Origin of the sequence: Marinobacter sp. LQ44 (genome assembly GCF_001447155.2) — a bacterium.
GTDB lineage: Bacteria > Pseudomonadota > Gammaproteobacteria > Pseudomonadales > Oleiphilaceae > Marinobacter.
The window spans coordinates 515961-538402 of record NZ_CP014754.1 but is presented as its reverse complement, the minus strand read 5'-3'; the positions used below and the strand labels follow the sequence as shown (position 1 = coordinate 538402).

Below are 22442 nucleotides of genomic sequence, written 5' to 3'. Positions count from 1 at the left end.
ATTCGCTGAGGCATCTTTGCCCTTAGGGCAACAGATACAGCCATCTTGACTGTGAGCCAGTATGACGTCTGTAACCCGATTTTTACTCGAAAGAGCATCCGAACCACGATTAGAAGACCCGGCACCGCCGCGGAGTATAGTTGATGTGGCCCTTCAGTGTGCCGCCAGGGCACCGGACCATGCCTTACTGAGGCCATGGCGCTATCTTGTGGTGGAAGGGGATGCCCGGCAGGCCCTGGGAGACCTGTTCGCCAAGGCATGTCCTGATAGCGCCAGTGAGCAGGAAATCGAGAAAGCCCGGCGGGCGCCGCTGCGGGCACCGATGGTGATCGTAGGAATCGCAACGCCCAAATCCCACCCGAAAGTGCCGGAGGTCGAACAGCTTATGTCTGCCGCATCGGGCATGAGCTTTCTCGGCCTTGCCCTACAAGATGCTGGTTTCGGCGTGATGTGGCGCACCGGGGGGGTGGCCTACCATCCCGATGTGCTTGAAGGGTTGGGTTTAGAGCCCGGGGAAACGGTCGTCGGCTTCCTGTATACCGGTACGGTGTCGGTTGAGAAACCTTCAGTGCCACGCCCGGCTACCGGGGATTTTGTAAAGGTATGGCGTGGGCCCGGGCGCCAGGAAAGTTGGTGAGCTTCCCGCTGATGTTTTGATAGCGGCAAACCGTTTAACCGCCAAGGGAAATGGTTTGCCGCCTTTGCTCTGAACCCTTCTCCGTTGCCGCTCAAAATCTGATCGCATCCCTCCAGAAGCCCTGGCGCCCAAGCACTCTCGAAAACTGGCACCACCTTTGCTTTGACTCTTCCAGAACGCAAATCCGGCAAGCCGCCGTTCAAGCGGTGCCGGTGCAGAATTCCGGAGGCAGTCATGGCAATTACATTTGATAAGGCATTGGGTATTCACGAGCACGCACTTCAGGCCCGGGTGCAGCGTGCGGAAGTACTCGCCAACAACCTGGCCAATGCCGATACCCCGGGCTACAAGGCACGGGATATCGATTTCAGGGCGATGATGCAGAAAGCCCAGGAGTCGGTCAGTGGTCTGCAAATGGCGACCACTCACCAAGGCCACATGGACACCTCCAGCCCCGGCAGTGACGGCGAGTTGCTTTACCGCAATCCGCACCAGCCGTCTGTCGATGGTAATACCGTGGATGCCCAGGAAGAGCAGAGCCGCTTCATGCGCAATGCCATGGACTATCAGGCCAGCTTCCAGTTTCTGAGCAGCAAGTTTTCCGGATTGACCAAAGCCCTGAAGGGTGAGTAAGCCGCAGTCATTTACGATTTGAGGAGATTGCCATGTCACTGGGCAACATTTTTGACATCGCCGGTTCCGGCATGACCGCACAATCCCTGCGGCTGAATACCACGGCTTCCAACATTGCGAACGCCGAGACTGCCAGTTCCAGCACCGAGAATGCTTACAGGGCACGCAAACCAGTCTTCGCCGCCATTCAGCAGGCCATGCTGAACCCGGATCAACAGCAGGGCTTCGGCACCAGCCTGGACGACGGCCCCGGTGCCGGTGTACGGGTTGAGGGAATCCTGGAGAGCGATGCAGAGTTGCAGATGCGCTACGAGCCCAACCATCCCGCTGCCAATGAAGACGGTTACGTGTTCTACCCGAATGTGAATGTGGTTGAGGAAATGGCAGACATGATGTCTTCCTCCCGCAGCTTCCAGATGAATGTGGACGTCATGAACACTGCCAAGTCCATGATGCAACGAATCCTGACGCTGGGTCAGCAGTAAATAGTGAGGAGTGAGTCATGAGTGCAGTGAATTCCGCATCGGCCTCAGACGTACTGAGCCAGTATCAGATCAAGCAGGACGACAAAGCCCGTGGCGGCAGCGAGCTTGGCAAAGATGCTTTCATGGAGCTGATGCTTGCCCAGTTGAAGAACCAGAACCCGCTTGACCCTCAGGACAACGGTGATTTCATCGCTCAGCTGGCGCAGTTCAGCTCTCTGGAAGAAATGCAGAACCTGTCGAGTACCGTTGAGGATGTGGCCGGACAGTTCCGTTCCAGCCAGGCGCTGCAGGCGTCTGCAATGGTTGGCAAGACCGTTCTTGCTCCTTCCAATGTGGGAATTTTGGGTAATGATGGCGAGATTACCGGAACCATCGAAGTGCCAGCATCTACCGGTGGGCTGCGCTTGTCGGTAATGAACCAGAGTGGTGAGCTGGTTCGCCAGATTGATATGGGCAGTAGCCAGGCCGGTGTGGTGTCGTTCCGTTGGGATGGCGAGGACGGCAACGGCAATCCTTTGCCGCCTGGACCGTACCAGATTGTCGCGCAGGGCTCTTATCCGTCCGGTCCTGAACAGCTCGGCACCATGGTTAGCGCCAATGTGGACAGTGTGTCCCTGGGTAAGGGCGGTTCCATTACCCTCAATCTTGCCGGTATGGGTTCCATTGCCCTGTCCGACGTCAAACAAATTAACTGATCCGGTGTCAGACCAGGAGGTATAAGTCATGGCATTTAATACAGGTTTGAGCGGCCTTCGGGCAGCTTCGGTCGATCTGGATGTCACCGGCAACAACATTGCCAACGCCAGCACGGTGGGCTTCAAAGGCAGCAAGGTACAGTTCGGTGATTTGTACGCCAGCGGCTTTCTGAGTGGCGGCACTAACCCGATCGGTGATGGTGTGCGCGTTCAGGACGTCAAGCAGTCCTTTGGCCAGGGCAACATCAGCTTTACCGATAATGGCCTGGACATGGCCATCAGTGGTGATGGTTTCTTTATCCTGAATAACAATGGCGAGATCCGCTACTCTCGGGCTGGCCAGTTTGGAATCGATAAAGACGGTTTTGTGACCAATAACCAGAACATGCGGGTTCAGGGTTTTACTGCAGATAACGACGGCAACCTGTCTGGTATTCGGGGTGATCTTCAGATTGAAACCGACAACCTGGCGCCACGCCGTACCACCAATTTGCGATCCGATCTGAACCTGGATTCCCGGCAATCTGTGCTGGAGAGCCGAGTGGTGGATTTCCAGGCGGTGTCTATGGGGGATATCACCGTAGATGATGTGTTCCGTGTTGCCTACTCGGATGGTACCAACTCGCCAGACATCACTATTCCCGCTGGCACCTCCGCACGGGATGCGGCGGGCATCATCAACCAGCAGCGTGGTCTGTCTGCCTCTGCCACCACGGCGGTCAGCCTGGGCCAGGAATTCTCGATTACTGATCTGGAAGATGCATTAGCGGCCGGCGATACTGAATTCCGGATAGAGCTGGACGGCCAGAATGTGCCTATCTCACTCAGCGGGGTCAGTTCATTGCAGGGGCTGGTAGACGCTATCAACGCCTCTAGCGCCACAAGCCTGTCTGCCTCCCTGGTTGATGGTGGAAGCGACATCCGGATTATTGATAACCGAGGCTCTGATGTGGGTATCAGTTTTGCCAGCACCGATGCGGGGGTCAACCAGCCTCTTGAGGTGTTCCAGGGTGATGTGAACATTCAGTCTGATCGCACGGTTCAGGACATTCTTCCGGCTGGTGCGAGCAGCGAGATTGCCGATGCCTTTGCAGGTGGCGACCTGCGGATTACCAATTCCTTCAATCCCCTGGATCAGAGAACCTACAACCATGCTACCTCAACCACCATTTTTGACAGCCTGGGTAATTCCCACGAACTGACCCAGTTCTTCGTCAAGAATCCTTCGCCGGGTAACGGCGTGGGTGTCAGTGAATGGTCGGTCTACCTTCAGATTGATGGTGAGCTCGTGGCCGGTACAGATACTTCTCCGTACACTGCGCGCTTCAACGAAGACGGCACCTTGCAGTCCATCAACGGTGACCCGAACGGTGAGATTGTGGTTACCGACTGGGTTCCGAAGGACCCGAACGGAGAGCCGAATGGTGCAGACGGCCCACCATTGGCCGGCGAGGAAGTGGTTACTCCCATTCCGGAGCCGCCAACGACGTCCGCCTTTGTCGTAGATCTTGGGAACACCACCCAATATGGCGCTGCGTTTGGTGTCAACGACCAGCGCCAGAACGGCTACAGCACCGGCCGTTTGTCTGGCCTGGACGTGTCTGATCAGGGTGTGATCTTTGCACGATATACCAACGGGCAATCCAAATCCCTAGGGCAGGTAGCATTGGCCTCATTCAACAACACCAACGGGCTGTCGCCGGTGGGTGAGACTACCTGGGTGGAAACCTTTGAATCCGGCCAGCCGATTATCGGCGCGCCGGATACCGGTACCCTGGGTTCCATTAAGGCAAGCTCGGTGGAAGAGTCCAATGTGGACCTCTCCGCAGAGCTGGTGAACCTGATCATTGCCCAGCGCAATTACCAGGCTAACGCCAAGACCATTGAAACCTCTGATGCGGTCACCCAGACCATCATCAACCTCCGGTAACGTCCCTCCATAAACATGGCATGACTCCTGCAGGATGACTGGAAACAGTCAAAATTCCGGCAGGAGTTTGCCCATGGACAAAGCCCTATATATTGGAATGTCTGGCGCCAAGCAGAACATGCTGGCCCAGCGTGCCCATGCCAATAACCTGGCAAACGTGAACACCACCGGTTTCAAAAAGGATTTTGCCCAGGCCCGCAGTATGCCTGTCTTTGGTGAACACCACCCCACCCGCGCCTACGCCATGACCGAGCGCCCCGGCACCGATCTCTCTGCCGGCGCCCTGATGGACACCGGTCGCAAGCTGGACGTTGCCGTAGAGGGCGATGGCTGGCTGGCAGTGCAGAACGATCTGGGTGAAGAGGTGTTTACCCGCAGCGGCAGCCTCCAGGTGGATGTAAACGGCCTGGTTCGCCTCGCCAGCGGTGAGCTGGTGCTGGGCAATGGTGGCCCCGTGGCCCTGCCGCCCTTTGACAACCTGCAGGTGGGGGCAGATGGCACCATCTCTATTGTGCCCGTGGGTGGCCCGCCGGATCAGCTGGTTGAAGTGGACCGCCTGAAACTGGTGAACCCGCCCGGCAATGCCCTCGAGAAGGGGCTGGACGGATTCATCCGCCGTAAGCCGGATCAGGCCCTGGATGGCCCGGAGCCGCCGGATGCCGCTATGCGCGTCGCCACTGGTTTTCTGGAAAGTTCGAACGTTAATGCTGTGGAAGAAATGATTGCCAACCTGCAGTTATCCCGTCAGTACGAGATGCAGGTGAAGGTCATGTCGACTGCTAACGAGAATTCCGAGGCTGCGGCACGACTGTTGCAGAACCTTTGATAACACTGAGATCAGATCATCCACTGGCCACAAGCGGCAAAGAATCGCCGCTGCAGCCGGCGGGTAAGGAGTAGAGCAATGCATCCAGCACTTTGGGTCAGCAAAACCGGGTTGAGCGCACAGGACACCAACATGTCCACCATCTCAAACAACCTGGCAAACGTGAACACCACCGGCTTCAAGCGTGACCGGGCGGTATTCCAGGATCTCCTGTACCAGATCAACCGGCAGCCGGGTGGTCTGAGCACTGAGAACACCGAGCTTCCGTCTGGCCTGCAACTGGGTACCGGGGTGAGGGTGGTTGGCACTGCCAAGCAGTTCAGCCAGGGCAACCTGCAGATTACCGATCAGCCGCTGGACCTGGCCGTTAATGGCCGTGGCTTCTTCCAGATTGAGCTACCGGATGGCCAGATCGCCTATACCCGCGATGGCCAGTTCCAGTTGAATGCCGACGGCGATGTGGTAACGCCCGATGGCTACCCGCTGGAACCCAACATCAACGTGCCGGAAGACGCGACCAACATCACGATTGGTAAGGATGGCACCGTAACCGTGGTGACCGATGACCAGGCCGCGCCGATCAACCTTGGCCAGATCACCCTGGTGGATTTCATCAACCCTCAGGGCTTGCAGGCCATCGGCAACAACCTGTTCAAGGAAACCAATGCCAGTGGCGACCCGGCAGAGGGTGAGCCAGGGCTGGCTGGTTTGGGAAATATCGAGCAGGGCACCATTGAGTCATCCAACGTCGAAGTGGTGGAAGAGCTGGTCAATATGATCACCACCCAGCGGGCCTATGAGATGAACTCCAAGGTGGTGTCCACCACCGATCAGATGCTCCAGTTCATTACCAATAACATCGGGTAAGTTATGAACACCATTCATCACACCTTCAAGAAAGAACGGTTCGCCACCCTGGCACTGGTGGGTGTGCTGATTGTTCTGCAAGGCTGCACTGCCATGAGCCGGCCTCGGGCCATGCCGGATGATCCGGCATTTGCACCGGTACGCGCTCAGGCCATGATGCAGCGGGATCCAGATTCCGGGGCAATCTTCCAGCCGGCCCGTAACTACAACCTGTACGGTGACACCAAGGCCCTGAACATCGGTGATGTGTTGACGGTGACCCTGCAGGAATCAACCCGGGCCAGCAAGAGCGCCGAAACCAGTATTACCAAAGACCAGGAACTGAACATTCCTGAGCCGAGCATTTTTGGTAAGGCCAACATTGGCCTGAATGCCAGGGCGAACTTTGAGCGGGATTTCAACGGTGCTGCTGAAGCAGACCAAAGCAATAGTCTGGCGGGCAGTATTACGGTCACTGTCACCGAAGTGCTGCCGAACGGTGTGCTTCGCATCCGTGGCGAGAAATGGCTGTCGCTGACCAATGGGGACGAGTATATCCGCCTGACCGGCATGGTTCGGCCTCAGGATATCGCACCGGATAACACGGTGGCTTCCACCCGGGTGGCAGATGCGCGCTTCGCCTACGGCGGCACCGGCGACTTTGACCAGGCTAACCAGATGGGCTGGCTGGCCCGGTTCTTCAACAGTGAGTGGTGGCCGCTATGATGCGCAGAATAATTGCTGTATTTGCGTTGCTGGCAGTGTGTGCCTCTCCGGTGATGGCTGACCGCCTGAAGGATCTGGCCAAGGTAAAAGGTGTCCGTAACAACCAGTTGATCGGTTACGGCCTGGTGGTGGGCCTGGACGGTACCGGCGATAAAGCGCCGTTCACCAACCAGACCTTCCGCAACATGATGAATCAGTTCGGCATCACTCTGCCGGATGGCGTTAACCCGAACCTGGCTAATGTGGCGGCGGTTACCGTCAGTGCCACTTTGCCGCCTTTTGCCAAATCTGGCCAGGAGCTGGACATCACCGTGTCTTCCATCGGTAACGCAGACAGCCTGCGGGGTGGCACGCTGCTGATGACGCCGCTCAAAGGCGCTGATGGCCAGGTGTATGCCATGGCCCAGGGCAGCCTGGTGGTGGGTGGCTTTGGTGCCCAGGGGCAGGATGGCTCCCGGATTACGGTGAACGTGCCCAGTGTTGGCCGGATTCCCAACGGTGCCACCATCGAGCGTGAAGTGGAATCGCCGTTTACCCGTGGCGACACCATAACCTTCAACCTGATGAGAGCCGACTTCACCACCGCCCGCCGGGTAGTGGAAGCCATCAACGATACGCTTGGGCCGGATATGGCTTACGCCCACGATGCAACCGCGATTTCCGTACGGGCACCGAGGGACCCTTCCCAGCGGGTCAGCTTCCTGTCGATTCTCGAGAACATTGAAGTGGAGCCGGCTGAAGAGGCCGCGCGGGTGGTCATTAACAGCCGCACCGGAACCATTGTGGTTGGCCAGAATGTGCGGGTCAGCCCGGCGGCGGTCACCCACGGCAATCTGACCGTGACGATTCAGGAAAACCCGGAAGTGGTGCAGCCCAACCCGTTTGCCCAGGGTGACACTGCGTTGCAGCAAAACACCCAGATAGCGGTGACGGAAGACCCGGCCAGAATGTTCCAGTTTGGCCCTGCCACCACACTTAATGAGATCGTTCAGGCCGTTAACCAGGTGGGAGCGGCCCCCGGGGATGTCATGGCCGTACTCGAAGCCCTGAAAACAGCCGGCGCTCTGCGTGCCGAGCTGATCGTGATCTAGGTGTAGCCATGCAGGACTATCGCGTACAACAGGCTGAGATCTACACCGACTTCAGTGGGCTGAACGCCCTGAAGACCCAGGCGAGATCGGATAAACAGGCAGCCCTGGAACAGGTGGCTCGCCAGTTTGAAAGTCTGTTTCTGGCGGAGATGCTGAAATCTATGCGTAAGGCCGGCGAGGCCTTTGCCGAGGGAAATTACCTCAACAGCAACGAATCCGAGTTCTACCGGGACATGTTCGACAGCCAGGTGAGTTTAAGCATGTCTCGCGGCAGTGGAACAGGTCTTGCTGAGGCGCTGGTCCGGCAACTGAGCCGCGATGTGCCCGGCATGGCCAGTAATGGCGAGCGGCTGGCGGGGCACAAGGCCACCCTGGCGGACTATGACCGCAGTATGCCGGCGATATCCCGCAACTTGCCGGAGCAGCTGAAGGCCATCGATGAAATGACTCGGGCGGCCGAACAGAAGCAGCCCGAGCAAACCATGACGGCGGCAGAGTTACCATTGACCTTTGAATCACCGGAGCACTTTGTCGCTGAGTTGATGCCATTTGCCGAGCGCATCGGTAAGGAAAGCGGTATCGACCCCAGGTTGATGGTGGCCCAGGCGGCGCTGGAAACCGGTTGGGGGCGCCACATGATCAAAGGGGATGGCGACCAGCCCAGTTTCAATCTGTTCGGTATCAAGGCCGATACCCGCTGGGGCGGTGACGCCGTGACCATTACCACCACCGAGTTTCGTGGGGGAGTGCCCATGAAGGAGCGAGCGGATTTCCGGGCCTACCCGGATTACGAGGCGAGCTTCAGGGATTACGTGGATTTCCTTCACAGCAACCCCCGGTACCGGGATGTGCTGTCGTCAGCCGACCAGCCTGAGGTCTTTGCAGACAAACTTCAGGAAGCCGGTTATGCAACTGATCCGGAGTATGGTTCCAAGATTCGCCGGATTATGAACAGGGATTCTCTGATGACGCTGTCCATGAACAGCGACGTGCCGAGGGAGTAAAGCATCATGGCAGGGTTGATCGGAATCGGTTTGACCGGGGTGCTCAGTCATCAGACAGCGCTGAACACCACCGCCAATAACATCACCAATGCAAACACACCCGGTTACAGCCGGCAGGAAGTGCAGTTCGATACCCAGGAAGGGCGCCGTACTGGTGCCGGTACCATTGGCAGTGGGGTGTCCATTTCCAACATTCGCCGGCTGGCGGATGAGTACCTGACCCAGCAGTTGCGGGAAGACAGCACGCTGTTCGGAGAGCAGAACGCCCTGAACGCTGAGCTGACCCGGCTGGATAACCTGCTGGGGGGCGAAAGCACCGGGTTAAATAACGCCCTGAACAATTTCTTCGCGGCCTTGCAGAATGCGGCGGAAGACCCGGCCTCACTGCCTCAACGCCAGCTGGTGCTTAGTGAGGCCCAGCAGGTGGTTAACCGCTTCCAGGCGCTCAACCAGGAGTTTATACAGCAACGGGAATCGGTCAAAACCCAGATGCAGCAGGGTGTGAAGGACGCCAATTCCCTGCTCAAAAGCATCGCCGATCTGAACCTGGCTATTTCTGAGTCTCCGGGCCTGGCCCAGGGCAAGATGCCCCTGGAGCTCATGGACCAGCGAGACCAGAAACTCAAGGAGTTGTCGGAGCTGGTGGGCATTCGGGTTACCCAGGCAGAGGGTAGCCAGGTGAATGTATCACTGGCCAATGGCTTGTCGCTGGTAACCGGCGCCAATGCCTCCGAGTTTGCCACCCGCACCAGTGCAGAAGACCCCACCCGCCTGGAGTTCACCCTGACCACCAGTGGCCGCACCCTGCAGGTGGATGAACAGATCAATGGCGGCAAACTCGGTGGGCTGCGCCGGTTTGACCAGGAGGCCCTGAAACCCGCGTTCGATGAGTTGGGGCGGTTGGCCGTTGCGATTTCAGCGTCCATCAACCATCAGCATGAAATCGGGATGGATCTTGAGGGTGATCTGGGCGGTAACTTCTTTACGGATGTTAACGACATCGGGCTTCAGCGCAGCCGGGTTGTGCCCAACGCTAACAATGCAGATCCCAAGAATGGTCAGCTTGCGGTAGAGATTACTGATAGCAGCCTGTTACCGGCGGGCACCTGGACATTGCAGTTCAGTGGCGACGGCAGGAACTTCGAGCTGATCGATTCCGCCACTGGCAAAACCGTCAACCAGGGCCGACTGCCGGACCCGGTTCAGTCCGAGATTTCCATGCCCGGTTTCAATATCCGGGTGGAAGGAGGGCAGTTCAACGCAGGTGACAAGTACCTCATTCAGCCGAGCCGAAATGCCGCTGAGAATATGAATCTGAATGTTCTGCGGGAAGAAGACCTCGCATTCGCCAGCCCGATCCGTGCTAACGCGGATGATGCCAACCTGGGTACGGCGAAGATCAATCAGGGCAACATGCTGAACGTTCGCAACCCGAACACCAATGCCCTGTTGCCGGGGTTTGAAACCCGGGGCGAGCTGGCGAACGGGCCATTGGAGATACGATTCAGCAATGATGGCACCGACGTTACCTACACCATATTCGATGGTAATGGTGACCCGTTGAATCCTGCGAACCTGGCCTATGATCCGCAGCGGATCAACACCATTTTCAGTAACGACCCGACCGCTGGCGACCTCTACCAGGGTTACCAGTTTGAAATGACCGGCGAGCCGGCCGACGGTGATGTGTTCACCATTGGCTATAACAGCAACGGCATCTCCGACAACCGAAATGCTGAGCTGCTGGCTGCCCTGGGTACCGCCAATACGTTGAACGGTGGCCGGCAAAGCTTCACCGAGGGTTATGCGGGCCTGGTTGAGGATATCGGCGTCAAAACACGCCAGAGCCAGTTGGATAAAGAAGCTGGTAAAACGTTGCTTGAGCAATCCAATAACCAGCGTGAATCGATATCCGGTGTGAACCTGGATGAAGAAGCCGGCAAGCTGATTCAGTATCAGGCGGCCTATAACGCATCGGCTCAGGTTATGTCTGTAGCGCAGGATCTGTTCAACACATTGTTGCAGAGCTTCCGGTAAGGCGAGGTAAACGAAAATGATCCGGATTTCATCTCAGCAGATTTTCTCTGGCGGCATCAGCCGGATGCAGGATGTGAACAGCAATCTGGTGAAAACCCAGGAGCAGATTTCAACGGGCAAAAAGGTTAACCGGCCGTCCGATGACCCGGTGGCCGCCGCGCGCATCCTGAAGCTCAACCAGGAGGTCAAGCGAATTGAGACCTACGAGCGCAACGCCAACCTCGCCGATAACCGCATCAAGCAGGAGGAGAGCACCCTGTCCAGTGCGGTGGATATCATCCAGCGGGTGCGGGAACTGACGGTTCAGGCGGGTAGCGGCTCGTTATCTGCCAACGATCGCCAATCCATTTCAGCAGAGCTGAAGGAGCGGCTGGGCCAGCTGGCAAACATAGCCAACACGCGGGATGCCTCCGGTGAATACATTTTCAGCGGCTTTCAGGGCAGTACACCGGCGTTTGCCAAGGACGACTTTGGTGCCTGGCAATATCAGGGTGATGAGGGGCAGCGGGTACTTGAAATAGATGACGGCGTGACAGTGCCCATCAGCGACCACGGCAAAGGCATTTTTGTGAACGTGCCGGCGGCTGTATCGGTGGTAGGCTCTGGCGATGGTGCTGGACAGTCGGCCAATGGCTTCATTTCAGACCTGGAATTGGTCGCGCCAAAGGACTTGAAAGATGCTTTCAGTGCCGCTACCCCTAACGTACCTAATGATTTTACGATCTCTGTAGGTGCAGGTGGCGTTCTGTCCATAACGGCGGTTGACGCTGATGGAAACCCCACTGCGGTGGACGCGGCAGGAGACCCACTGGACTTGACTCCAACACCTGCTCCGGTGGTCGGTGAAGAGTTCGTGGTTGCCGGCGTCCGGCTCACCGTTAACGACGGAGCCTATGGTGATGAGTTCACTCTGGGTATCAGCGACAAGCAATCCATTTTCGGCACTATTGAGAAACTGATCGCCGGCCTGGACAGCATCGACAAGGCGACACCGAAATCCAGCGCCGAATACGATGCGCTCATTGCGGAATCGTTGACTAACCTGGACAACGGCCAGGAGTCCATCATTCTCAAGCAAACTGAGCTGGGTGGCCGGTTGAATGCCATCGAATCCACTTCGTCATTTCTGGAGGATTCGGGGCTGTACACCAAGGAAATACGTTCACAGTTGCAAGACGTGGATTATGCCGAGGCGATCAGTAATCTGAGCTTCCAGAGCTTTGTTTTACAGGCGGCACAACAGTCGTTTGCACAGATTTCCAGGCTCTCTTTATTTGATCGTCTGTAATTGGCTGAGGCGGTAGGAGATTTTTACTCCCCGCCCGGTTGCTTTCAGATTCAGGCTCAGTATAATCCTCCCACTCTCCGATGGCGGCGTGGTGAAATTGGTAGACACGACGGATTCAAAATCCGTTGGGGTAAAACCCGTGGCGGTTCGAGTCCGCCCGCCGCTACCACTTATTGGCCGCAACCTGCGGCATCGTGAATAGCCGGCCCATGAACGTCTCCGATTTTCATTTTGACCTGCCGGACGAGCTCATCGCCCGTTACCCGCTCAAGCAACGCAGTGCGTCCCGACTGCTGGCACTCGAAGGTCTTACCGGCCAGACCCAACACCTGAACTTCACCGATCTCCCCGGCATGTTACAGCCTGGCGATCTTCTGGTATTCAACAATACCCGTGTGATTCCGGCCCGCTTGTTTGGCCAGAAGGAAACCGGTGGTCGTGTTGAAGTCCTGGTGGAGCGCCTGTTGGGTGAGTATGAATTGCTGGCCCACGCCCGTGCCTCAAAGGCTGTTAAAGAAGGCCAGAAGGTCATCCTGGAAGATGGCTCTGCTCTGCGCATGGTGGGCCGGGAGGACGCACTTTTCCGATTTGTATACGAGGGCCGTGAGCCTGTTCTGGATGTGCTGGAACGACTCGGGCACATGCCGTTGCCGCCGTACATGGAGCGGGATGATGACCTGTCTGACCGGGAGCGATATCAAACCGTCTATGCCAAAGAAGCAGGCGCTGTGGCGGCGCCAACGGCAGGGCTGCATTTCGACGACGACATACTTGAGGTCCTCAAAAGCAACGGCATTGAGTTTGCGTATGTAACCCTTCATGTAGGTGCGGGAACCTTCCAGCCGGTGCGGGTCGACAAGATCGAAGACCACCTGATGCACAGCGAAGTGGCCAACGTGCCCCAGGAAACCGTGGATGCGGTTGAGCGCACAAGGGCCCGGGGAGGCCGGGTAGTAGCGGTTGGCACTACCTCCGTTCGTTCGCTCGAATCGGCCAGTCGGGGGGGGCGCCTGAATGCCTTCCGTGGCGAAACCGATATCTTTATTTACCCTGGCTACCGTTTTCAGACGGTTGACGCCATGATCACCAATTTCCATTTGCCGGAGTCCACGCTGATCATGCTGGTCAGTGCTTTCGCCGGCTACCGTAATATCATGTCTGCCTATCAGGAAGCCGTTGAACGGCGGTATCGTTTTTTCAGTTACGGTGACGCCATGTTCCTGACCGCCCAGGAGCCAAGCCGGGGCATGCTGGCCGGGGCAAACCAGACCGAATCCCGTGGAGAATCCTTGTGAGCAATTCCTGTTTTATGTCGTTCGAGAAGCTGGGCGAAGACGGCAGAGCCCGCCGGGGCCGGCTGACCTTCCCCCGTGGAACGGTTGAAACGCCTGCGTTTATGCCGGTTGGCACTTACGGCACGGTTAAAGGGATGTTGCCAAGAGATATCGAGGCAATCGGCGCGGAAATTATTCTGGGTAACACTTTCCACTTGATGCTGCGCCCGGGCACGGAAGTGGTCAAGGCCCACGGCGATTTGCACGATTTCACGCAGTGGCAAGGGCCAATACTGACGGATTCCGGCGGCTTTCAGGTGTTCAGCCTGGGCGAGATGCGCAAGATCACCGAGCAGGGCGTGACCTTCCGCTCCCCAGTAGACGGCTCAAAGGTGGAGTTGTCGCCGGAAATAGCCATTCAGGTGCAGCGTGACCTCGGTTCCGACATTGTCATGATATTTGATGAATGCACGCCGTATCCTGCTACCGAGAAGCAGGCAAAAGAATCCATGGAGCTGTCACTTCGTTGGGCGGAACGCAGCAAGAAGGCCCATGAGGGCAATCCGGCGGCGTTGTTTGGTATTGTCCAGGGTGGCATGTACGAGCCCTTGCGGGACCGATCCCTGCAGGGACTGACCGATATCGGGTTTGATGGCTACGCCATTGGTGGTCTGTCGGTGGGCGAGCCGAAAGAAGACATGATTCGCATTCTGGACCATTTGCCTTCCAAAATGCCGGAAGACAAACCTCGTTACCTGATGGGGGTTGGACGTCCGGAAGACATTGTTGAGGCAGTTCGCCGGGGGGTAGACATGTTTGACTGTGTTATGCCCACCCGTAACGCCCGGAATGGCTACCTGTTCACCTCGACCGGCATCGTCAAGATTCGTAATGCGAAGAATCGTCACGATACCGGCCCGCTGGATGAACGTTGTGACTGTTATACCTGTCAGAATTTCTCAAAGAGCTATCTGCATCATCTGGATAAGTGTGGTGAAATGCTGGGCGCGCAGCTCAATACCATCCACAATCTGCGCTTCTATCAGAACCTGATGAGTGGATTGCGTGGCGCCATTGAAGCAGGTACATTGTCCGACTTTATAAGCGAATTCTATGCCTTACGTGGCGAATCTGTGCCGCCGCTGGGTGAATCCTGAGCAATTTTTACCTCAATATCAGTCAATAAACGGAGAACCTGAATGAAATCAATCAAACTGCTCATCGTTGGTCTGCTGTCTCTGATGCCTGCACTTGCCATGGCGCAGGATGCCGGTGCCCAGGGCATGAGCGTGATGGGTCAGATCATCTTCTTCGCCGGCTTTATCCTGATCTTCTACTTCCTGATCTGGCGCCCGCAGTCCAAGCGTGCCAAGGAGCATAAAGCGCTGATGTCCGGCCTGAACAAGGGCGACGAAGTGGTGACTTCCGGTGGCGTTGCCGGCCGCATCACCAAGGTGTCTGACGACTTCATCGTGCTGGAAGTGTCTGATAACGTCGAGATCAAGATTCAGAAAGTGGCGGTGGCCGCGGCGCTGCCCAAGGGCACACTGAAAGATATCTGAGCCAGTTGTGCGCAGGGCGGCCTATGGTCGCCCGTTTTGTGTTGACTTGCTGAAACACCAAGGCCGGCGCCATAGCTGGCTCGAAGGATTCTCATGCTGAACAAGTATCCTCTCTGGAAGAACCTGATCATAGTGTTCGCACTGGTCATCGGGTTCATTTACGCGTTACCGAATTTCTTTCCCGATGATTTTGCCATACAGGTTACCGGCGCCCGGGGCAGCACCGAGGTAGACCAGCGTGTGCTGGACCGTGCCCTCGGCGCCCTTGAAAGCCGCGGGATCGAAGTCAAGGAAAGTTCTCTTGAAGACCGCAATGCCCTGATTCGCCTGAACAGTTCCGACGCGCAGTTGCGGGCTCGCCCGGCAGTGCAGGCCGCCCTTGGTAACGATTACCTGGTGGCTCTGAACATGGCTCCCTCAACTCCTGGTTGGCTGCGTAGCCTCGGTGCAGGCCCGATGAAGCTCGGCCTTGACCTGCGAGGTGGTGTTCACTTCCTGCTGGAAGTAGACATGGACACGGCTGTCAGCCAGCGTCTGGAGGCGTTTTCCGGGCAGATCAAAAGAGAGCTTCGGGATGAGCGTATTCGCTATCGGGGTGGAGATGTTGAAGGCAACCGGGAGATTGTTCTTAGCTTCCGGGATTCTGAGTCTCGCAGTGCAGCCTTTGATCTGATTCGTCGGCAGTACAATGAGTTTCTGCTCAATGAAAGCACCCGGGAAGGCGAATTCCTGTTGGCACTGACCCTCTCTGAAGCTGAAGTGAGGAATATCCAGGAATATGCCCTGGAACAGAACCTGACCACCATCCGTAATCGTGTCAACGAACTCGGCGTGGCGGAGCCTTTGGTTCAGCGCCAGGGCGCAGATCGTATTATCGTTGAGCTGCCAGGTGTGCAGGATACCGCCCAGGCCAAGCGGGTTCTCGGCGCAACAGCCAATCTGGAATTCCGGATGGAAGCCCGCCAGGATACCCCGGGAGCAGAAACCGAGCAGTTCGGTTTCCGTGACAACCCCCAGCGAACAGCTCGCCTCGAGCGGGACGTGATTGCCACCGGTAATAATGTGGCTAATGCCCAGCAGGCCTTCGATGAGAATGGTCAGCCGCAGGTTAACATCACCATGGATTCGGTTGGCGGCGACCTGATGAACCGCGCTACCCGCAATAATGTGGGGCGCCGCATGGCGGTGCTGTTTATCGAGTTCCGCACCGAGACTGAAGCCCAGGAAGTAGACGGTGAGATTCGGGAAGTCGAAAAGCGGATTGTGGAAAAGGGGCTGATCAGCCTGGCAACCGTGCAGTCAGCGCTGGGTAGCAGTTTCCGCATTACTGGTCTGGATTCGATACCGGAAGCTGCAGAGCTGGCGCTCCTGTTGCGGGCAGGTGCACTGGCGGCACCCATGTACTTTGTTCAGGAGCGGACCATTGGGCCAAGCCTCGGGCAGAAGAACATCGACGCTGGTGTAACCTCTGTTGCCTTTGGTTTTGCCTTGGTGCTCATTTATATGTTGGTGTTCTATCGTGGCTTCGGGGTAGTGGCGAATGTCACGCTGACCCTGAACCTGATGTTGCTGCTGGCGTGTATGTCCATTCTGTCTGCCACGCTTACCTTGCCAGGTATTGCCGGTATCGTTCTGACAGTGGGTATGGCGGTTGACGCCAACGTTCTAATCTTTGAGCGAATAAAGGAAGAGCTGAAATCCGGGGCGCCCCCTCAAAGTGCGATTAACGCGGGGTATGGTCGAGCCTTTGTGTCTATCTTTGATGCCAACATAACCACTCTGTTGGTCGCTGTGATCCTGTTTGCCATGGGTTCCGGCCCGGTCAAAGGGTTCGCGGTAACACTGAGCATCGGCATCCTGACCTCGATGTTCTGTGCCCTGGTGGTCAGTCGCGCCATTGTGAACGTTGTCTACGGCGGCCGCAGGGTCGAGAAATTGTCGATCGGGGGGAAGCTGGCTAATGGCTGATACACAGAAACAACCATTTGATTTCATGGGGTTGCGGAAGATTGCTTCCGTGCTTTCGATCACACTGGTGGTGATTTCCCTGGCTTTGTTGGGTGTTCGCGGCCTGAACTTTGGCATGGACTTCACCGGCGGTACCTCAGTAGAGCTGGAGTACGCCGAGGCGCCGAGCCTTGACGCTATCCGGGACCAGCTGGCAGAAGCGGGCTATGAGCAGTTCGTCGTTCAGAACTTCGGCGCGGATACCACCATCCTGATCCGCATGGCGGAAGCTGAGAACGATCAGTTAGCCCGTGAGGTGGCTGGCATGCTGGCTGCCTCCGGCGCCGAGCTCGAGTTGGTGGGGTCCGAGTTCGTCGGTTCTCAGGTTGGCGATGAGCTCAAAGAAGACAGTGGTCTCGGGCTGTTGATTGCCTTGGCGGTGGTGCTGATCTACGTGGGCATGCGCTTCCAGTTCAAGTTCGGTATCGCGTCTGTGATACCGCTGGCTCACGACGTCATTATTGTGCTGGGCGTGTTTGCGCTGTTCCAGTGGACGTTTGACCTGACCGTGCTGGCAGCGTTGCTGGCGGTAATAGGTTACTCGCTGAACGATACCATCGTTGTGGCGGACCGTATCCGGGAGAACTTCCGGAAAATGCGGGTAGGCGAGCCCTGGGATATCATCAACGAGTCCATTCACCAGACCATCACCCGTACCATCAATACTTCTGGTACTACCTTGGTGGTGTTGCTGGCGTTGTATTTCTTCGGTGGTGAGGCCATCAACAACTTCGCCCTTGCGCTCATTATTGGCGTGGTTGTGGGTACCTATTCCTCCATCTATGTCTCTGCCAATATGCTGATGGTGATGGGTGTTACCCGTGAAGACCTGATGGTACCGGCGAAGGAAGGCACCGGTGAAGAAGCCGAAGAAGAGCAGCCGCCCGAGTGGCTTAACCGGATGTGATCCGGTGGGGAGGCCCGGGCCTCCCGCTTTCCGAGGCATGAAAAAACCGCCAGTCCCGTGAGGGAGTGGCGGTTTTTTTGTACCGGGAAGTCTACCTGGGCAGACGGCCGCGGAACGGGTGCAATACCTTGAGCACTTCGCGGAACAGCTTTGGATTGGCCACAACCAGCTGTTTGGCATTGCCAGCAGACGGGTTGCCGGAGAAATCGCCAGTCAGTGCGCCGGATTCCATGGCCAGGGTGACACCCAGGTCCAGGTCTGAGGCTTCCGGCCGGAAGATTACAGCGGCGTCCAGAAGGCCTGCAGAAACGCGGGCAATATCCAGAACAACGCAGCCGGAGGTGCGGAACATGGCGCTCTCACGCGCCAGCACTGCGGCCATTTCGCCCCAGATCATCGGGTCGTCGCCTTTGCGAGCCTGATCCAGCAGGTTGGTGGCAAATGCCGCCTTGCCGGGTAACTTGATTTCAGACGTGCGCACACGGCGGCTGTTGAGGGCTGCCCCATGGCCGCGGCTGGCAGAATATTCTTCACCTGTGATCGGATTGACCAGCAACAGGTTTTCTGTCCGGTTGTTCTTTTTCTGGCTCAGTGCCAGGGCAAATTCCGGAATACCACGAATGAAGTTTTCGCGGCCAAGCACGGGGAAGATGTGCCAGCTGCGCTCGCTGCCAGCGGCGTCGGCCTCGCCCATCGGTGCGATGGTGTGATCCCGATATGCCTTTTCCAGTTGCTCGGTGAAGTTGTCATAAATGGATTTCTCAACCCGTTCGAGCTGGCGGTAGCGCTCGGCCTCGTCCTTGCCGTTGGGTTCCTGTCGCTCGAAATGTGCTTTCAGGTAATCTGATCCCTGGCGGGCAACGCGCAGGGCCATTTTAATTGCTGGTTGCATCTGAGTGTTCATTATCCGGGTGTGTGAAGGCCCGGTATGATAGCAAAAACAACCCGCGCTTGTACGTTTTTTGGCTCAGCAAATGCACGGATACCATGGGTTTCGGCAACTCCGGAGAGCAGGGCGGCCCGGGTTTCTGCTATCATTCCCTTCCAATATTTAACGTCTGTTAATTCATAGGCCCGAAAACCATGCACAAGCCCGCATTGCCACAGGAAGGTTCTGACACGTTCAATGATCAGGTCAGGATCGTCCTGGTTGAAACTTCGCATTCCGGCAATATTGGTGCGGTCGCAAGGGCGATGAAAAACATGGGGCTGGGCAACTTATGGCTGGTTAACCCGGCTTCGTTCCCGGATGAGGCCTCTTACGCGCGTTCTGCCGGTGCCTCAGATGTTCTGGACAGGGCCCAGGTGGTTGCCACGCTTGACGACGCGCTGGCGGATTGTGTTCTGGTGATGGGTACCAGTGCCCGCGGCCGGAAGGTGCCCTGGCCGGTGATTGCTCCGCCCCAGGCGGCAGCGACGGCGGGCGAATATAGCCGGCAGGGTCGGGTTGCGCTGGTGTTCGGGCGTGAAAACCACGGTTTGTCCAATGATGAGCTTCAGCGTTGCCACTATCACATTCATATTCCGTCGAATCCGGACTACAGTTCATTGAATCTGGCCATGGCGGTGCAGGTGGTTTGCTACGAATTGCGCATGCATTACCTGCGCAGCCTTGAAGAAGGTGAGGCGAGTCCCAATCTTGAGGCCATGGTTGGACCGGGCGACCGTGGCTGGGATGTGCCGCCGGCAGAAGTGCAGGAGGTGGAAGGCTTCTTCGGGCATCTGGAACAGGTGTTGGTGGATGTGGATTTCCATCGTCGTAACAACCCCAGGCAACTGATGACCCGCCTGCGACGCCTGTTTCAGCGCGCACGTCTTGACCAGATGGAAATCAATATCCTTAGGGGCATTCTGACATCCGTACAAAAGGCTGCCGGAACCCTGCCGGGGAGCGACAAGCAGAAAAATACTGCGGATGAGGGGCAGGAAAAAGGCCATGTTTGAGCGTTTAAGGGAAGATGTCAAAAGCGTATTTCACCGGGATCCGGCGGCGCGGAACACCTTCGAGGTGCTTACCAATTATCCGGGCCTCCATGCATTGCTGTTTCACAGGTTTTCCCATTGGCTCTGGAATCTTGGGCTGAAGTGGCTGGCACGGACCATCTCCACGTTGGCGCGCTGGTTCACCGGTATTGAGATTCATCCGGGTGCGACCATCGGTCGGCGGTTTTTTATCGACCACGGCATGGGCGTGGTGATCGGGGAAACCACGGTTATCGGCGATGACGTCACCCTCTATCAGGGCGTTACCCTGGGCGGAACCAGCTGGAACAAAGGCAAACGCCACCCGACTATCGGTGATGGCGTGGTTGTCGGTGCAGGTGCAAAGATTCTTGGGCCGTTCGAAGTGGGCCCTGGTGCGAAGATTGGTTCCAATTCCGTGGTTACCAAAGCCGTCCCCGCCGGCGCTACAGTGGTGGGTATTCCGGGCCGGGTGATTGTGAAGCGCCACTCCGACGATGACGTGCGGCGCAAGGAGATGGAAGAGCGCATGGGCTTTGACGCCTATGGTGTGACGGAAGAGATGCCAGACCCGGTTGCCCGGGCCATGCGTTCGCTCCTCGACCACATGCATGCGGTGGATGATCGAATTGAAACCATGTGCAAAGCACTCCGTAAGGTGAACAGTGAATATCAGAACGGAGAGCTGCCGCCGTTGCATGAAGAAGACTTTGACTGCGTGCGCGATGAGGCGGACAACGAGGGCAGGGGTTGAATACTTGACTGTTTTGGTGGGTCAATTCATACTCAGCCCTGCGAATCGAGATTCAATCCCATCACTGGGGCTGAGAATATGAAGCTGACCACCAAAGGCCGCTACGCTGTGACGGCGATGCTTGATCTGGCTCTGCACGGAAGCCAGGGGCCGGTAAGTCTTGCGGATATTTCAGCCCGGCAAGAAATTTCCCTCTCGTATCTGGAACAGTTGTTTTCGCGTTTGCGTCGACAGCGCCTGGTGGTGAGTGTGCGCGGTCCGGGCGGTGGCTACCGTCTGAGCCGGCCTGCCGACGACGTGTTTGTTGCTGAAGTGGTGGATGCAGTCAGTGAATCGCTCGACACCACCCGCTGCGGCAACAAGGGCGATTGCCAGAATGGCGAGAAGTGCCTTACCCACCATTTATGGTCTGATTTGAGTGATCAGATCCACCAGTTCCTGAGTGAGATCAGTCTGGGGGATTTGATGCGGAAGCGCGAGATCCGTCAGGTGGCGGATCGGCAGAACCGGAAGCACTCGGATGATGACCCTGACGCGATTAATACCCAACGCCTGACCGACCAGGCCACTGCCTGATAAACAGCATCCTGTGATTATGAAAAAGCCCGTATACCTGGACTACGCGGCCACGACGCCCGTTGATCCGTCTGTTGCCTCAGACATGATGAACTACCTGACCCTTGACGGAGTGTTTGGTAATCCTGCTTCTCGTTCCCATGGCTACGGGTGGCAAGCGGAAGCGGCCGTTGAAAACGCTCGACGCCAGGTCGCTGACCTGATTCACGCCGACCCAAGGGAGATTGTCTGGACCTCCGGCGCTACCGAGTCCGACAACCTGGCCATCAAGGGTGCGATTGCCGGCCACGAGTCGCCTCACATTGTAACCTCGGTGATCGAGCACAAGGCGGTTGTGGATACCTGCAAATGGCTCGAGCAAAACGGAGTTGACGTTACCTGGCTGCACCCCGAGTCTGACGGCCGGATCACCCCCCAGGCGGTGGTAGCCGCTCTGCGTGATAACACCGTGCTGGTCAGTCTGATGATGGTGAACAATGAGCTGGGGTGTGTGACTGATATTGCCGCCATCGGTGAGCAGCTTCGCCCGCGTGGCATCCTGCTGCATGTTGATGCCGCCCAGGCTGCGGGTAAAATCCCGGTGGTTGTGGGGCAGCTAAACGTTGATCTCCTGTCGTTGTCAGCGCACAAGGTCTATGGCCCCAAGGGCGTGGGTGCGCTTTATGTGCGCCGTTCTCCCGATGTGCGTATTCAGGCCCAGATGCATGGCGGTGGCCATGAGCGGGGGATGCGTTCTGGTACCCTGCCAACCCATCAGATTGTTGGCATGGGGCGGGCGTTTGAGCTGGCCGGCGCGGGCCTTGATGATGAACTGTCCCGGCTTGAATCGCTGCGCGAACGATTTCTCACAGGGCTGGAAGGGCTCGAAGGGGTGCACTTTAACGGCAGTCGGGAACATCGGGTGCCTGGTATTGTCAATCTGTCATTCGAGGGTGTGGAGGCTGAGTCTTTAATGCTCGGGCTGCGAAATCTCGCGGTATCGTCCGGTTCCGCCTGCGCCTCGGCGACTGTAGAGCCCTCGTTTGTGTTGCGGGGCATAGGCTTGAGCGATGAGTTGGCGCACCGTGCCCTTCGGTTTTCGTTTGGCCGGTTCAGCACCGAGCAGGAAATGGATTTTGCCTGTTCGCAAATTATTGATGTTGTTACCCGACTTCGTGCCGTGCGGTAGGCAGTTGCACCCGGACTGCGTATAATCGCACCTC

The 22442-nt window shown here is 57.2% G+C and carries 22 protein-coding genes and 1 tRNA gene; 22 read left to right on the top strand and 1 reads right to left on the bottom strand.

The window, feature by feature from the left end; all coding sequences use genetic code 11:
• The first annotated feature begins 61 nt into the window (after positions 1–61).
• From ASQ50_RS02510 to secF, 18 genes are all read left to right on the top strand, one after another.
• Positions 62–637 (top strand): nitroreductase, encoded by a 576-nt coding sequence (locus tag ASQ50_RS02510; protein WP_058091112.1) that lies wholly within the window; start codon positions 62–64, stop codon positions 635–637.
• A gap of 234 nt (positions 638–871) precedes the next feature.
• Positions 872–1270 (top strand): flagellar basal body rod protein FlgB, encoded by a 399-nt coding sequence (gene flgB / locus ASQ50_RS02505; protein ID WP_058091111.1) that lies wholly within the window; start codon positions 872–874, stop codon positions 1268–1270.
• Between the two features lie 32 nt (positions 1271–1302).
• Complete coding sequence (flgC, locus tag ASQ50_RS02500) at positions 1303–1755, top strand: flagellar basal body rod protein FlgC (RefSeq protein WP_058091110.1); 453 nt, start codon at positions 1303–1305, stop codon at positions 1753–1755.
• Positions 1756–1772: 17 nt separating this feature from the next.
• The gene (locus tag ASQ50_RS02495) at positions 1773–2450 is read left to right on the top strand and encodes a flagellar hook assembly protein FlgD (RefSeq protein WP_058091109.1); all 678 of its coding nucleotides are present in this window, start codon (positions 1773–1775) and stop codon (positions 2448–2450) included.
• A gap of 28 nt (positions 2451–2478) precedes the next feature.
• Positions 2479–4380: a flagellar hook protein FlgE gene (locus ASQ50_RS02490; RefSeq protein WP_058091108.1), complete on the top strand. Its 1902-nt coding sequence runs from the start codon at positions 2479–2481 to the stop codon at positions 4378–4380.
• A 73-nt stretch (positions 4381–4453) separates the two neighbouring features.
• A complete protein-coding gene (locus ASQ50_RS02485) occupies positions 4454–5206 on the top strand; it encodes a flagellar basal body rod protein FlgF (RefSeq protein ID WP_058091107.1) in 753 nt (250 codons plus the stop codon).
• 78 nt (positions 5207–5284) lie between these two features.
• Positions 5285–6073, top strand: a complete 789-nt coding sequence (flgG, locus tag ASQ50_RS02480; RefSeq protein WP_058091106.1) for a flagellar basal-body rod protein FlgG — start codon at positions 5285–5287, stop codon at positions 6071–6073.
• Positions 6074–6076: 3 nt separating this feature from the next.
• Positions 6077–6778 (top strand): flagellar basal body L-ring protein FlgH, encoded by a 702-nt coding sequence (gene flgH / locus ASQ50_RS02475; protein ID WP_058091105.1) that lies wholly within the window; start codon positions 6077–6079, stop codon positions 6776–6778.
• A complete protein-coding gene (locus tag ASQ50_RS02470; protein ID WP_058091104.1) occupies positions 6775–7869 on the top strand; it encodes a flagellar basal body P-ring protein FlgI in 1095 nt (364 codons plus the stop codon). Before flgH ends, ASQ50_RS02470 begins: the two co-directional genes overlap by 4 nt.
• A gap of 8 nt (positions 7870–7877) precedes the next feature.
• Positions 7878–8873, top strand: a complete 996-nt coding sequence (gene flgJ / locus ASQ50_RS02465) for a flagellar assembly peptidoglycan hydrolase FlgJ (protein ID WP_058091103.1) — start codon at positions 7878–7880, stop codon at positions 8871–8873.
• Between the two features lie 6 nt (positions 8874–8879).
• Entirely contained in the window at positions 8880–10910 is a 2031-nt protein-coding gene (gene flgK / locus ASQ50_RS02460) for a flagellar hook-associated protein FlgK (RefSeq protein ID WP_058091102.1), read from the top strand.
• A 16-nt stretch (positions 10911–10926) separates the two neighbouring features.
• On the top strand, positions 10927–12198 hold the full coding sequence (gene flgL, locus ASQ50_RS02455) for a flagellar hook-associated protein FlgL (protein WP_058091101.1): 1272 nt from the start codon (positions 10927–10929) through the stop codon (positions 12196–12198).
• Positions 12199–12280: 82 nt separating this feature from the next.
• Positions 12281–12367: transfer RNA gene (locus ASQ50_RS02450), tRNA-Leu, on the top strand.
• Between the two features lie 40 nt (positions 12368–12407).
• Positions 12408–13493, top strand: a complete 1086-nt coding sequence (gene queA, locus ASQ50_RS02445) for a tRNA preQ1(34) S-adenosylmethionine ribosyltransferase-isomerase QueA (RefSeq protein ID WP_058091140.1) — start codon at positions 12408–12410, stop codon at positions 13491–13493.
• Positions 13494–13507: 14 nt separating this feature from the next.
• Complete coding sequence (tgt, locus tag ASQ50_RS02440) at positions 13508–14629, top strand: tRNA guanosine(34) transglycosylase Tgt (protein ID WP_058091139.1); 1122 nt, start codon at positions 13508–13510, stop codon at positions 14627–14629.
• A 42-nt stretch (positions 14630–14671) separates the two neighbouring features.
• Positions 14672–15034, top strand: coding sequence for a preprotein translocase subunit YajC (yajC, locus tag ASQ50_RS02435; protein ID WP_058091100.1), 363 nt, complete (start codon positions 14672–14674; stop codon positions 15032–15034).
• A 93-nt stretch (positions 15035–15127) separates the two neighbouring features.
• Positions 15128–17002, top strand: coding sequence for a protein translocase subunit SecD (secD, locus tag ASQ50_RS02430; protein ID WP_058091099.1), 1875 nt, complete (start codon positions 15128–15130; stop codon positions 17000–17002).
• Positions 16995–17948, top strand: a complete 954-nt coding sequence (gene secF, locus ASQ50_RS02425; RefSeq protein WP_058091098.1) for a protein translocase subunit SecF — start codon at positions 16995–16997, stop codon at positions 17946–17948. Before secD ends, secF begins: the two co-directional genes overlap by 8 nt.
• Before the next feature lie 91 nt (positions 17949–18039).
• On the opposite strand, the gene ASQ50_RS02420 is transcribed toward secF, so the two are convergent.
• Positions 18040–18840, bottom strand: coding sequence for an inositol monophosphatase family protein (locus ASQ50_RS02420; RefSeq protein WP_058091097.1), 801 nt, complete (start codon positions 18838–18840; stop codon positions 18040–18042).
• Between the two features lie 191 nt (positions 18841–19031).
• On the opposite strand from ASQ50_RS02420, the gene trmJ reads away from it, so the two are divergent.
• The 4 genes from trmJ to ASQ50_RS02400 all read left to right on the top strand — a co-directional run bounded on the left by trmJ (position 19032) and on the right by ASQ50_RS02400 (position 22408).
• Positions 19032–19892, top strand: a complete 861-nt coding sequence (gene trmJ / locus ASQ50_RS02415) for a tRNA (cytosine(32)/uridine(32)-2'-O)-methyltransferase TrmJ (RefSeq protein WP_058091096.1) — start codon at positions 19032–19034, stop codon at positions 19890–19892.
• Complete coding sequence (cysE, locus tag ASQ50_RS02410) at positions 19885–20664, top strand: serine O-acetyltransferase (RefSeq protein WP_058091095.1); 780 nt, start codon at positions 19885–19887, stop codon at positions 20662–20664. The genes trmJ and cysE overlap by 8 nt, the downstream gene beginning before the upstream one ends.
• 78 nt (positions 20665–20742) lie before the next feature.
• Positions 20743–21240, top strand: a complete 498-nt coding sequence (gene iscR / locus ASQ50_RS02405) for a Fe-S cluster assembly transcriptional regulator IscR (protein WP_058091094.1) — start codon at positions 20743–20745, stop codon at positions 21238–21240.
• Between the two features lie 19 nt (positions 21241–21259).
• Entirely contained in the window at positions 21260–22408 is a 1149-nt protein-coding gene (locus ASQ50_RS02400; RefSeq protein ID WP_058091093.1) for an IscS subfamily cysteine desulfurase, read from the top strand.
• Positions 22409–22442: the final 34 nt, after the last annotated feature.